This is a genomic window from Yaniella halotolerans DSM 15476 (assembly GCF_000420805.1).
In the GTDB taxonomy this organism is placed as follows: domain Bacteria; phylum Actinomycetota; class Actinomycetes; order Actinomycetales; family Micrococcaceae; genus Yaniella; species Yaniella halotolerans.
In genome coordinates, this window is record NZ_ATVQ01000001.1 from 1049919 (window position 1) to 1063198 (window position 13280).

The window sequence follows — 13280 nt, forward strand, 5'->3', positions numbered from 1 at the left end:
GACTTCTAGTCGTCAGATTAGAGGTTCCTGAGTCGCCAATTTATAGACAATTCACAGACCGGGAATTGCCAGGCATCCAGCATGCGAAACAGCACTCGAAATGCTAATGTGTCCGAGTGGACACATATCAGGTTGTTGACCAACACCGCGCTGACACCGGTACAACACACACGGACGACGTCTTAGGCGTCAAGCGCCAACGACGACGCACCGTCACGTGGATCATTGCCCTCGTGGCCGCCACCGTGCTCAGTCTCATCCTGGGCATCGCGATTGGTGCGGTCTATGTACCGCCCGAGCAGGTCGTGGGCATTCTGGGCCACCGACTCCTCGGAACAGCCGAAGGCGCCTGGACCGAGGCAACCGAAGCCATTGTCTGGGATGTCCGATTCCCCCGCGTACTGCTGGGACTCAGTGTCGGCGCCGGGTTGGCCCTCTGTGGGATGGCACTGCAAGCCATGGTGCGTAACATGCTGGCGGACCCGTACCTGCTGGGTATCAACTCCGGTGCATCGTCTGGAGCCGCCGCGGCCATCCTGTTCGGCGCGGGTGCCGGGCTCGGTGAACACGCACTCCAGGGTAGCGCTTTTCTCGGTGCGCTGGCCGCCTCCGTTTTGCTCTACAGCATCGCCCGCAGCGGCGGACGCGTCACCTCGGTTCGGCTGTTGCTGTCCGGCGTAACGGTCGGCTACGCACTCTACGCACTGACCAGTTTCCTCATCTTCGCCAGCGGCTCAGCTGAAGGTGCCCGGTCGGTCATGTTCTGGCTGCTGGGTTCGTTGTCCCTGGCCGGTTGGGGCACACCGCTACTAACCGTCGTCCTCGTCACCGCCTTCACCGCCGCGGTACTCACGCTCTTCGGGCGCAGCGTGGATGTGCTGGCCATCGGTGATGAAACCTCTCACACCCTGGGCATCAGTCCCGAAAAGCTCCGGACCATCCTGCTCATCCTGGTGGCCCTGTGCATCGGTGTGCTGGTCTCGGCCTCGGGAAGCATCGGGTTCGTCGGGCTCGTCGTCCCCCACCTTGCCCGCCGGGCCGTCGGCTCCACGCACTCCCGCGCCTTCCCGGTGGCAGCACTGATGGGCGGGGTGCTGCTGATCTGGGCGGATCTGGTGGCCCGCACCTTGCTGGCACCCCAGGAAATCCCCATCGGGATCCTCACCGCGATGGTCGGCGCCCCGTTTTTGCTTGTCCTCATCCGCCGACTCCACAGCAACCCCTAAGGAGACTCCGTGCTCACATCGAAACGAACAGCACACGCCGCACTGCTGCTCGCCGGCGCCCTTGCGCTCAGTGCGTGCGGCAACGGCTCCACTGAAACCACGACCACCGCAGCGGAGGGCTACCCGGTGACCGTAGAAAACTGCGGTGCCGACGTGCAATTCGATAACGCCCCCATGGAACTTGTACTGTTGAAATCCGCATCGATTCCCGCACTGCACGAACTCGGAGTCCTGGACCGCGCAGTGGCCAGAGCCGGCGCGTTTCCCGAGGAATACTTTGATGACGCCACCCTGGCCGAACTCGAGGATATTCCACAACTGACCTCCGACGTCGATGCGACCGGCCACCTGCAGATCTCCAAGGAAGTGGTCATTGCAGAACAACCGGATGTAGTGTTCGGGGAAGTCGAAAACCTACCGCGCCAAAGCTTATCCCAGGTGGATATCGCGATGTTGGAAGAGCCCGCACTGTGTGCAACCGACCCCGACACCGAACCCGACTTCGAAGGCGTCTATGACCAGCTCCGCGTTTACGGTGAAGTCTTCGATAAGCGCGAAACCGCCGAAACGTACATTGCAGAACTCAAAGACCGCGTCGCGACCGCCTCCAAGCAAGTGCCCGAAGACGAAGAGCGCACCGCAGCGGTCCTCTACCCCACCGTCGGCGGAGGCACCACGTACGCCTACGGCAGCGGCTCAATGGCCCAACCACAACTGGAGGCCGCCGGATTCACCAATGTCTTCGAAAACAGCTCAGAACGGGTCTTCGAGGTCTCATCCGAACAACTGCTCGGCATGAACCCCGACATCATCATCCTGCTGCACTCCGAGGGCGATCCCAACGACGTCGAGACCGCACTGCGCAACTTACCGGGCGCCGGCGACCTACAAGCGGCGCAAAATGACGACGTCATGGTCCAGTTACTCAACTTCTCCGAACCCGCCACCCCGTTATCGGTGACCGGGCTGGAGCGCATCGTCGAGAGGTTCCACCCATGATCACCGGCAATCAACTCAGCTACGCCTACGGCACCCAGGCCGTCGTCGACAACGTCTCGCTGGCCACCTCACCGGGACGCGTGCTCGGGCTGATCGGCCCCAACGGCTCGGGCAAAACCACCCTGCTGCGACTGCTCAGTGGCTCCCTGAAACCCCAAACCGGTGCCGTACATATCGACGACGAACCGCTGGAAACGTTGAGCCCACGCGAGATTGCCCGGCAACTGTCGGTGGTCGTGCAAGAATCCGATGCCGAAACGACCATTACCGTCGGTGAAATGGTGTTACTGGGTCGCACCCCCTATCTGAAACCCTTCGCCCGCACCCGTCTCTCAGATCACCGGATCGCAACCGAGGCACTACAACGGGTGGGTGTGGCACACCTGGGTCATCGGGCCTTCACCAGTTTGTCCGGCGGCGAGCGCCAGCGCGTGCTCATCGCCCGAGCGCTGGCGCAACAGGGCCACCACCTGCTGCTCGATGAGCCGACCAACCACCTGGACATTCGCTACCAACACGAGATCCTTAACCTGGTGCGCGGCCTGGGCGTCACCACGCTCGTCGTCCTCCACGACCTCAACCTGGCCGCACAATACTGCGATGAGCTCATCATGCTCGAATATGGACGCGTCGCCGCCACCGGCACCCCGGACCAGGTGTTACAGCCCGACCTCATCCACCGGGTCTACGGCATCCACGCTCAACGCCACCAGTTGGCCGACCGCCTCCAACTCTCCTTCACCCTGCAAGCCGACCCTGCGCTGACAGCACCCCAGAAAGGCCTGCCAACGTGAATATCCAAACCAACATCACTCGATACTGGGACGGTCGCGCCCGAGCCTATGACGCCCATCAACAACGCGACGATCGGCATGCCGCCGACCGTGCTGCTTGGTCCCGGGTGCTCACTCACGCCCTGGATGACGACGTCACCGAGGTCCTGGATGTGGGCACCGGTTCAGGCTATCTGGCGTTTCGCCTGGCGGACCTCGGCTATACCGTCACCGCGACCGATCTCTCCGCAGGCATGCTTGAGGTCGCCGCGGTCCACGCGGCAGCCCGCACAGCCGAGGGCCTTGCGAACCCAACTTTCGAGCTCGGTGACGCCGTGGACCCGTCGTTTGCGCCCGAGCGTTTTGATGCCGTCACCAACCGGTATGTCATGTGGACACTGCGCGACCCGCTTGAAGCGCTGTTGAACTGGAAGCAACTGCTGCGTCCGGGCGGTCAACTGATCCTCGTAGATGCACCGTGGTTTCCCAATGGCATCGAGGCCAACACCACCGAAGGCTTCGTCGAACACTACGGTGGCACTGTTGCTGATGAGCTGCCCTTAGCCCAAGCGCGGAGCATCGACGACACCCTGGCGATCGTCCGGCAGGCTGGGTTTCAGCACGTCACCGCAACCCCGCTGACTGAGATTTTCACCCTGGACCAGGCCACCGGTGTGGCACCCGGACACCACGTGCAGATGCAGCACCTGATCACCGCGACCAAAGCCCCGGCCGTCGACGCAGGCACGGATCACGGGGTGGTCGCTGATGCCGCCGTCGCCAATATGGAACCGAGCCTGACCGAGTGGACGCACGCGTTTGCGGTGTGTGCGGATCCCACCCGGTTGAAACTGCTCATCGCCCTGCATGCTGCACCCGAAGCCACCGTGAGCGAACTCGCCGCAGCCGTTGAATCGACCCCAAATGCGGTCACTCAGGCCCTGCGGAAACTCCACGAAGCAGGGATCACGGAACCGCGAACCCACGGACGTCACCGGCGCTGGCGGCTCATCGATCCGCGCATTCACAATCTGTTGCATCACTTGGCCGCTCCGCATTCTGATCTGCACCCGGAACACCCTTAACACCATCCGTGGGCCGCCGTTAAGCCGGAAGTCGCCAGATGCTTCCCCGCATGGCTAGCGTAGAGGGGAAGACAGTTGAGCAGAACGAGAGGAATATATGAAAGCAATGGTAGTTCGCGAACTCGGCGGTGGCTGGGTTCCAGAAGAGATCACGATCGCTAAGCCACAGGGCAATGAAGTCCTCGTGGATATTAAGGCATCCGGGTTGTGCGGCAGTGACCAGATGGAGATGAGCAACGAAGTCCAGTTCCCACCGCCATCCGTCCTGGGCCACGAAATTGCCGGTGTGGTCACCGAGATTGGGCCAAACGTCACCAACATTGCGGTCGGCGACCACGTTGCAGCCTGCCTGGTGCAGTTCTGCGGTAAGTGTGAAGAATGCCTGTCCGGTGAAGTCGGTCTCTGCCTCAACCCGTCCGCCACCGAGCGTGCCGGGGGCGAAGAACCACGCCTTAGCGATAGTGACGGCAAGGCGCTGAACCAGGGCATGGGCCTGGGCGGTTTCGCCCAACAGGCACTGGTACATGAGAACATGCTGGTGGCCATTCCAAAAGAAATGCCATTCCCACAGGCCGCAGTCCTGGGGTGTGGTGTCGTCACCGGTACCGGCGCAATCTTCAACGCAGCACAGGTCGAGCAGGGCGCAACGGTCGCGATCATTGGCGCCGGTGGCGTTGGGCTCAACGCCATCAGTGGTGCGGTCATTGCAGGTGCTGCGAAGATCATCGTGATCGATCTGAATGACGACACGTTGGCAACCGCCAAGAAATTCGGTGCCACGCACACCATCAACTCGGGCGATCAGGACCCTGTCGCTGCGGTCAAGGAACTGACCGACGGCCGCGGCGTGCCATATGCCTTCGACATCGTCGGTATCAGCCCGACCGCACGTCAGGGCTATGACATGTTGGCCAAGGGCGGCACCCTCTACCAAATTGGTATGGGTGGCGGAAACCTCGAGCTGGAAAACCTGGGAAACATTTTCGAGCGAAAAGCCATTCAGGGCGTCTTCATGGGCTCCGGTGTACCGAAGCGCGATATCCCGGTCCTGGCCGATCTGTACCTGCAGGGCAAGCTGAATCTGGATGACCTGGTGTCAGCCGAGATCAGCTTATCGGAGGTCAATGAAGGCTACGAGAAGCTCAAGGATCCGCAGGTGAACCGCGTGGTCATCACCTCATTTGAATAATACCGACGACGAGCAGTCGCGTGTCTGAGCAGTAAGGCATAGTTCAGGGCCTGATACCGCATACTTAGCGGTTTCAGGCCCTGAACTGTTTTCGCACTGACTTACACGGTTTGAGGTGCGGCAGTTTTGGCTTGTTTACGCTGACGAGATGACTTGCTGTACTGGATGACCAGCACAATGATGAGACCGATCGCGCCGAGGCCGGAAACCAGTAATTGTGGGATGACCAGCAGGATGCCGCTGACGATCAAGACCGTTCGTTCCACGATATTGGCGCTGGTGAGGAAGAACCCGCCCAAACCTGCGGCCAGGGCTACCATTCCGATGATCACCGTTATCAGGGCGGGGAGCAGATCCATGAACGGCCCATCTAAGAGCATGGCCGGTTCAAACACCAACACGTAGGGGACCAAGAATCCTGCCACCGCGATTTTCAGTGCCGTAAACCCGGTGGTCATTGGATTCGCATTGGCTAATCCCGCTCCCGCATACGCCGCGAGACACACTGGTGGCGTGACTTCGGATAACACTCCAAAGAAGAACACGAAGAAGTGTGCCGCCAGGATGGGCACATCGAAGTTGTTGTAGAGGATCGGTGCCGCGACCGTGGAGGTCACCACGTAGTTTGCGGTGGTTGGCAGGCCCATCCCCATGATGATGCACGCGATCATGACCAAGAAGAGGACGATCAGGAAATTGCCGCCCGCCAGGTCGATCAGGCCGTGACCCAGCTGCCCGGCAAGACCGGTGGAGGTCACGGTTCCAGCCACAATGCCCGCGGTCGCACAAGCTGCAATGACCGGCAGCGCAGTGCGTGCCGCATCGATGAGCATGTCGATCATCGCCCGGAAACCCAGTCGGGTCGAGGCACGAATGAAACTCAGCAAGAACGCGGTGATAATGCCCAGCAACGCGGCACGCATCGGGGTGAACCCGACGACCAACGTTGTCACGATGACGACCAGTGGCAGTAGGAGATCAATGCGAGTGAGCAATGATTTCCAGGTCGGCAGTTCTTCCACCGGCAAGCCACGAAGCAGGTTCTTTTTCGCTTCGAAGTGTACTGATAGCAACGCCCCGAGGAAGTACAAGGCCGCCGGAATAATACCAATAATGATGATGTCGTTATAGGTCACATCCGGCACATTTTGCGCCATAATAAAGGCCGCCGAACCCATGATCGGTGGCATGAGCTGACCACCGGTTGAGGCGGTGGCTTCGGTCGCAGCCGCGACATGTGGCTTGAAACCAGATTTTTTCATCATCGGGATCGTGAAGGATCCGGAGGCGACCGTATTGGCGACGGCCGAACCTGACACCATGCCTTGCAGACCCGATGCCACAACCGCAGCTTTTGCGGGGCCACCGCTATATTTACCCGCGAGCCTGAACGCCAGGTCGTTGAAGAGCTGACCGATATTTGTTCTGAGCAGCACGACGGCAAAGAACAGGAACAAGAAGATGAATTGGGCCGACACTTGGATCGGTGTGCTGAATATGCCCGACCCGGTGGAGAGGAACATGTTCGTCGAGAACGTCTCCCACGACATCCCGGCATGTTGGAAGAGCGGGCTGTGATTGCCAAACAGCGCATAGACGATAGCGGCTACCGCAATGATAATAATTGGCAGCCCGACACAGCGTCGCGTCCCCTCCAACACCAGTAAAATGCCAAGTGTTGCGACAACGTAGTCCTGAGTTGAGTAACCAAGTACCTGGACTGCGTTCCCGGTGAGTTGCTCGTAGTTAAAGTACAGATACGCGTTGCAGTAGATGGCCGTACCTGCAAGCACGACGTCATACCACGGCACACCGCGTCCACGCCCGACGAGTAAGTCCATCCAGCGATTTCCCGAAGACCGCAGGTTCAACAGGCGACGACTCACCGGGTACAGCATGAAGATCAGGGCTGTACCACCACCGAGGTGGAATGCCGAGTGGATCCACGTGTTAAAGGGGCGCTCCAGTGCGGAGTACAGGTGGTAGAGGGTAAAGATGATGGAAACGATTCCCACCACCCAACCAAACCAGCCAAGGTCGGTGCGGTATCTGCTCGAGGTGTCGTGTTTCCGCAAAACCTCGTCGGCGCTACCTGTAGACAAATTCGGCTCTCCAGCCGCTGTTACCCCCTTAGGAGTGACAGCGACCGAAGAGCCCGAATCGTGTCGGCTCTTGCGACGAATCATGGCAATTCGATGCCTTCTTCTTCGTAGTAGCGCTCAGCACCTGGGTGCAACGGGATGTCGCCAATACCAAGAACAGCTTCTTCAATGTCGACGAACTGGGCGGCTTCTACCGTGATAGTGTCAGCATTTTCGAAGGTCGCTTTGGTGATTTCATAGCCGAGATCTTCGCTGACCTGCGTTGTCGAGGCCACGATGGTTGCAAAGACTGCGACCGTTGAGAGGTCTTCTTCGAGGAAGTCGTAGGCGTCAGCCGGGATATCGTACGGTGTTTCGTTTCCGGCTTCTTCAACTTCAGCCGCTACGTCGTCCTCGACTGGTAGCAGGCGCACATCAGTCTGTGCAGAAAGCTGTGTCAGCCCGGCGACCGGGGTACCAACCACGAACATGGTCGCATCAATCTGGTTGTCGGCAAGCATTTCCGTTGACGAGCCGAAGTCGGTTACTTCTGGTTCGTAGTCGCCTTCTTCCAGGCCATAGCTTGCTAAGACGGCGTCAGAGGTAATACGTGTTCCGGAACCGGCATCCCCCACGGCAATCGTGGCGCCTTCAAGATCAGCAACGCTTTCAAACTCGGAGTCGTCGCGCACCACGATGTGTAGTGCCTCGGGATAGAGATTCGCGATCCAGCCGATATTGTCCAGTTCTTCGCCCTCGAGCCCGGGCAGCTCACCTTGGACAGCGAGGTTCGTCGTGCCGTTGTCGGCAAAGCCGATCTGCCATTCTTCTTGGTAAATCTGACCGACGTTTTCAGCAGAACCACCAGATTCAACATAGTTCACTGAGACATCGTCTATTTCATTCTCATAGATGGTCGCAAGTTCGCCACCAAATGGGTAATACACACCTGCGGTGCCCCCGGTTGCGAATACCAGATCGTTGGTGAAGTTTTCTTCGCCTCCTGCTTCCCCACCGTTGCCGTTGTCTCCGCTATCTCCGCCACAAGCGGTCAACGCAAGCAAAGCGGCTGCAGTAGTAAGGCCTGTGATAATCCGACGAGCTTTCATCTGGAACTCCCTTTTGGTGTATGAGTGATGAGTCTGCGACGTCGCACGGACCGCTGTGCAGAAGTCCGAAACCGACGACGTCGCAGGTGAGTTCATAATTTACCTGAAAGGCTAACATGATCCATGTCACATACAACAGATGCGCCGAGCCTTCCCGGCGCTTTATGTTCAGTTGAGTTCCGGGCAGTGATCCGTTACTGAGGCACCGTCAAAACGGGCTTGTGCCCAGGCAGGGAAATCCGGTGCTGCTTCGACGACGACCGAACCGTGCTCTAAGTCGTCATATTCGTGATATTCCACCGCATTGCCGGCCGCGCACAGGCGGTGCACCTCGCGCCGGGTCTGTTCAACGGGGGCGATGGCATCTTCGACACTGTGGTGCACCAGGAATGGGGTGGCACCCGCGGGTTCGAAATCATCGACCTCGTCCATGGCTGCAGCCCAATCACTGCCGTCGCGCATTGCGGCATCACGATAGGGCTCCTCAGCCGAGGATGCGACCCGCCAGATATCCCAGCAACCGGTATCAACCTCCGGCAGGATTTCGAGGCCTTCCGACCGTAAAAAGTCTTCGTAGGCTAGGTCGGGATTCGCTGTTTTCAGCCCGGAGAGCATCGACAGGGAGAAACCGGTGAGGTCAGCATCCGTCATGGCGTTGGCGGTGAGAGCTTTCATCCGGACTGCGGGTGAAAGCAATACCGACCCCTGCAATTCGAAGTCCGCTGCATAGTCCTGAACCAGCGCTTCGGCGTGCATGGTGGTTTGCCCGCCCTGCGAGAAGCCGTACTGCACAAATCGGCCGCTAGTTTCGAGGTTCGGCAGGTGTTCGGCGGCTTTCAGCGCATCGAGTGAAGCGCGAGCATTGACCTGGCCCACCATGTAGTAGACGGGCCCCGGCAGTCCCTGCCCCGGATAGTCACTGGCAACAACGATGTGGCCGTCGTCGAGCAGCTGCTCCAGCGCTGGAATTCGCGTGTCATCAACTTCGGTGCGCGACGGAGCGCATTCATCCGGCAGCCCCGTCGTCTGGTGGTTCCACAGCACCACATCTCGGGGTGTCTCAGCGGGCTCATCAGGAATATACACCTCCCCGGAGACATATTTATACGTGTCCTCGAGAATTTCTGACACGTAAATCATGTTCCATCCGCGGGCACCTTCGGGCGCATCGTCGCGCTGTTGACTCGAATGCAGATCACCGGCCCGAGCATCGCTGTTCGGAGTGTCGTCAAGCTCCCAGAACGCGGAGGCTTCCGGGGAAGTCTGATCCGTTTGGCATGCAGTCAACACAAGGGTCAAGGCTAGCAACATGGCAGCACCAAATCGCAGTCTCGTCCGCACCCGCATTATGCGGCCCCACCATATGGCGGTACGAGGACGCCGAGTTCGTTGCGCGACCACCACTGGCCGGTCTCGCGGCGTTCTTGAGCGGTGGCGTAGCGATACTCGAAGACTCTAACGCGGATAAGCATCGGCGCCTGGCCGTCGAAAGGGTCCGTCCGCAGCAGTCGCCGGATGGTCGGGTCGCCGTCAACGAGCTTGTCCAGCAGGCGCCGAAACCACAGGGCATCGCCGGAACCGAGCGCCAAAAACCACATCATCCAATCCAGGCGTAAATGATACGGCGCGACCTGCGGTGCTCGTCGATAGACGTCACCGGGTTTTCCTTTGAACTCATAAGCGCGCCAGTCGACCTCAGACGAGGGGTTGGTATTCATGGTCCCCTCGATGATCAGTTCGCGCCGCACCTGCGTCATCGAACCAAACGCACCGTAGGAGTTCACCAGGTGCCAGCGGTTGAAACTGGCATTCATCAGTTGCCGGGATGAGAACAGATTCAACAGCGGCTGCCAACTGAGTACAGACAGAAAAAGGAAGACGACGACGGTCAGCACAATCCACGACATCGGTGACTGCGCGGCGACCTGGCCGTTGACGACAGCAGCGACATAGTCCCCTCCCCAATCGGGCCAACCGCCGCCCACCAGCGAGTGCAAGAACGAGTCGCTGATCGCCGAGCACGTCACCACAATGGTCAGCCAGTTCAACCACGCATAATTGCCGGTCAACACCAGCGCCAACTGACTGAAAATAATCACGCACGCCGCGATCGAAGCAATGGGTTGCGGGAAGAACAGCAACCAAGGAAACACCAGCTGGATCACGTGGCTGCCCAGGGTTTCGACCTTATGCCACCACTGCGGCTTCTGGTGTGCCCACCGGCTGAGCGGATTGGGCATCGGCTGGGTTTGGTGATGATAATTCATGGCCGTGAAATCGCGCCATGATGTATCTCCGCGCATCTTGATCATGCCGGCGCCGAACTCGACTCGGAACACCGTCCATCGCAGAAACAGCAGGATCAGCAATGGAGGCGCGACCTCGGAAGCCCCAAGAAACGCGACGATAAAGCCGACTTCCAGCAGCAGCGATTCCCAGCCAAAACCGTAGTAATACTGCCCGATGCTCACGATCGACAGGTACAGCCACCACATCGCCAAAAAGACCGGGATCGTCGCCCATGCGGGCCCCAGCTGCACAATACCGACGACGACGGACAGGCTCAGCACCATACCGATCAGACAGACGCTACGCAGCAGCCGGTCACTGTAGGGAGTGATTCGCCAGCGAAAGAGGCTTGGTTTACTGCGAGCGCTCGTACGCTCAATGAATTCTGGCGCCGGCGACAGGCCGCGTTCACCCAACAGCGCCGGGAACTGGTTGAACGCTCCGAGAAACGCCACGAAGTACAAAGCTGCTACCCCGCGCAGCAGCACTTCGCGGGCGATGGTGTAGTCGGATGCTTCAAGCAGCGGAAGCCATGCGGTGAAATCCATTCCGCCACCCCCTGTACTACGTCGCGGTTCTCCAATCTACTTCATGGATCTTGTATGAGAATATGGCATTGTGAGTATTTCGGAGACGGTTAGCGAACAATACCCCACCGGGCACCCACGGGAGCAATTCGATGCCTACATCATGTCGGTTGAACATGTCTTAGAACGCAGCCTGCACATCCCGTCATATCAGCGGCCCTATACCTGGACGGTCAAAAACGTCGATCAGTTGCTATCGGATATCCACGACTTTCAGTCTTCAGGCCACCACCGGCTGGGTACGTTTATCCTTCATCGGACGCCCTCCGAGGACAACAGCCGAGACTTCGAAAACAGTCTAGACATCGTTGACGGCTGTTCCGAGAAAGCCGTACGCCGCTGTTACGGCCGAGACCTCGCATTCGGAGATCATTTTTGACGATGAGGACTTGGACTACCTATTGCACCACGTAAGAATAGTTCGCACCCAGCTCCCAGAAAATACTGATCTGAATCATTATTTTGAAGTGATGAATACTCGTGGGGAGCAACTCGAGAAACATGAGATCCTCAAAGCGAGGATGCTTAAAGAACTCCAGCACGAGCCCGCGGACCAAGATGTCTTTGCGCGGATTTGGGACGCCACCGCCCAACTTAACCGACATATCCAAGTGCAGTTCGATACCCAAAATGAACGATCGGCAATCTTCGGCAAGGACTGGGACCGGTTTCTACCAGAAGACAGTGCAGCCCTTTTCGAAGCTCTGCAGCATCGCGAAGTACCGTCTAACTCCGAGAACACCAGGTATCGAGATCCTGATGCGAATAGCCGAACCGGTACGATCAAACTGATTGATCTTCTAGAAGGTGCTGAAGATGATTGGGAATCCGAGTCAACCTCTCAGGAGGATGAAGAACCCGGCTCATATGGATCCATCATCGACTTTCCGAATTTCCTACTGCACGTCCTGAAAATCCAGCGTGGAGAAGAGTACCGCTGGTCGGAAGAAGAAGATGACGACGACGTCCACGCACACCAGATCCGTTTAGAAGATAAGTATCTTCTTGAGGAGTTCGAAACCGTTCTGCCGGGAGCCGGCGCTGAATGGGTACGAAATTTCGCCTGGTTACTCCTCCGTACACGATATTTACTGGACACCTATGTCATCCGGATCCAGCTGGGCCTCGCAGGCGACGACGATGAAAACTGGGTACTTCACCGCGCGTATAAATACACCTCGGACAGAACGCGTCAGTTGAGTGCACGCTCCACCTTCGGCTTAGGCAGCTCACCAGTCGGTACTACCGATCAACGCGCCTCGGGGCGTCGAGTGCTGATGCTGCAGTCTATGTTCCAAGTGACCGATACCCGTCGTGCGTCGAAGTATTTTCTCTTCCAGGCATTGCATTGGCTCCATCATAATGAGCACCAGTCGGTCGACGCTGAAGCATTTGCACAATATCTGGAGGCTTCAGCGGTCCGGCGTCTAACAGCTCTCAAACCAGAGGCTGTCTTGAACCTTGGAACGCAAGTTCCAAACTTCATCTTCAACTTCTTAGACTATGTTTTGTGGCTACGAGGTAAGGATAAACCCCACGAACTTGCACATCTGGTGACAGATCCGGAACTGGTGTCTGTACTAAGGCGCTATGCCGATGGCTTTAGTTTCCGATATCGAACCTCAGTAGAGCACTTTTATCCACGAAGCCCCGATACGGTCCAATTACATGAGGCATTAGCAATTGCTGACGCCGACCACTTCGGCAATCTCTGCATCATGTCGCGGTCAGAAAACTCAGCACGCAGTAATCTCATGCCGAAGGCCAAGATCGCGCAGTATCGGTCCACGAACCAAAGCCTAAAATTCCAAGTGATGGCCGCGATCACCAAGGAACTTGATGCCTCTCACGACCACTGGGACGTAGCCCATATCCATGCACACGGGACACAGATGGCAGAGTTACTACATAGGATCGCTGCCATTCCTGTGAGTATGTGAAG

At 58.3% G+C, this 13280-nt stretch carries 11 protein-coding genes; 7 read left to right on the forward strand and 4 right to left on the reverse strand.

Annotation, left to right across the window (positions count from 1 at the left end; translation table 11 throughout):
- Positions 1-116: 116 nt before the first annotated feature.
- From G583_RS0105160 to G583_RS0105185, 5 genes are all read left to right on the forward strand, one after another.
- On the forward strand, positions 117-1226 hold the full coding sequence (locus tag G583_RS0105160) for a FecCD family ABC transporter permease (RefSeq protein WP_022870124.1): 1110 nt from the start codon (positions 117-119) through the stop codon (positions 1224-1226).
- A 9-nt stretch (positions 1227-1235) separates the two neighbouring features.
- Entirely contained in the window at positions 1236-2225 is a 990-nt protein-coding gene (locus G583_RS0105165; protein WP_022870125.1) for an ABC transporter substrate-binding protein, read from the forward strand.
- The gene (locus tag G583_RS0105170; RefSeq protein ID WP_022870126.1) at positions 2222-3019 is read left to right on the forward strand and encodes an ABC transporter ATP-binding protein; all 798 of its coding nucleotides are present in this window, start codon (positions 2222-2224) and stop codon (positions 3017-3019) included. Before G583_RS0105165 ends, G583_RS0105170 begins: the two co-directional genes overlap by 4 nt.
- Positions 3016-4083, forward strand: a complete 1068-nt coding sequence (locus tag G583_RS16550; RefSeq protein WP_022870127.1) for a methyltransferase domain-containing protein — start codon at positions 3016-3018, stop codon at positions 4081-4083. The genes G583_RS0105170 and G583_RS16550 overlap by 4 nt, the downstream gene beginning before the upstream one ends.
- Positions 4084-4180: 97 nt before the next feature.
- Complete coding sequence (locus tag G583_RS0105185) at positions 4181-5272, forward strand: Zn-dependent alcohol dehydrogenase (RefSeq protein ID WP_022870128.1); 1092 nt, start codon at positions 4181-4183, stop codon at positions 5270-5272.
- Positions 5273-5373: 101 nt separating this feature from the next.
- Here G583_RS0105185 and G583_RS14495 read toward each other — a convergent pair whose 3' ends face one another.
- The 4 genes from G583_RS14495 to G583_RS0105205 all read right to left on the reverse strand — a co-directional run bounded on the left by G583_RS14495 (position 5374) and on the right by G583_RS0105205 (position 11299).
- Positions 5374-7374, reverse strand: a complete 2001-nt coding sequence (locus tag G583_RS14495) for a TRAP transporter permease (protein ID WP_022870129.1) — start codon at positions 7372-7374, stop codon at positions 5374-5376.
- Positions 7375-7454: 80 nt separating this feature from the next.
- A complete protein-coding gene (locus G583_RS0105195) occupies positions 7455-8462 on the reverse strand; it encodes a TAXI family TRAP transporter solute-binding subunit (protein ID WP_022870130.1) in 1008 nt (335 codons plus the stop codon).
- Positions 8463-8630: 168 nt separating this feature from the next.
- A complete protein-coding gene (locus G583_RS0105200) occupies positions 8631-9773 on the reverse strand; it encodes a lipase family protein (protein ID WP_169558766.1) in 1143 nt (380 codons plus the stop codon).
- A gap of 35 nt (positions 9774-9808) precedes the next feature.
- A complete protein-coding gene (locus G583_RS0105205) occupies positions 9809-11299 on the reverse strand; it encodes a lipase maturation factor family protein (protein ID WP_022870132.1) in 1491 nt (496 codons plus the stop codon).
- 70 nt (positions 11300-11369) lie between these two features.
- Here G583_RS0105205 and G583_RS0105210 point away from each other — a divergent pair, with 70 nt between their 5' ends.
- Complete coding sequence (locus G583_RS0105210; RefSeq protein ID WP_022870133.1) at positions 11370-11717, forward strand: DUF262 domain-containing protein; 348 nt, start codon at positions 11370-11372, stop codon at positions 11715-11717.
- 91 nt (positions 11718-11808) lie between these two features.
- Positions 11809-13278, forward strand: a complete 1470-nt coding sequence (locus G583_RS0105220; RefSeq protein WP_084677245.1) for a GmrSD restriction endonuclease domain-containing protein — start codon at positions 11809-11811, stop codon at positions 13276-13278.
- The last annotated feature ends 2 nt before the right edge of the window (positions 13279-13280 follow it).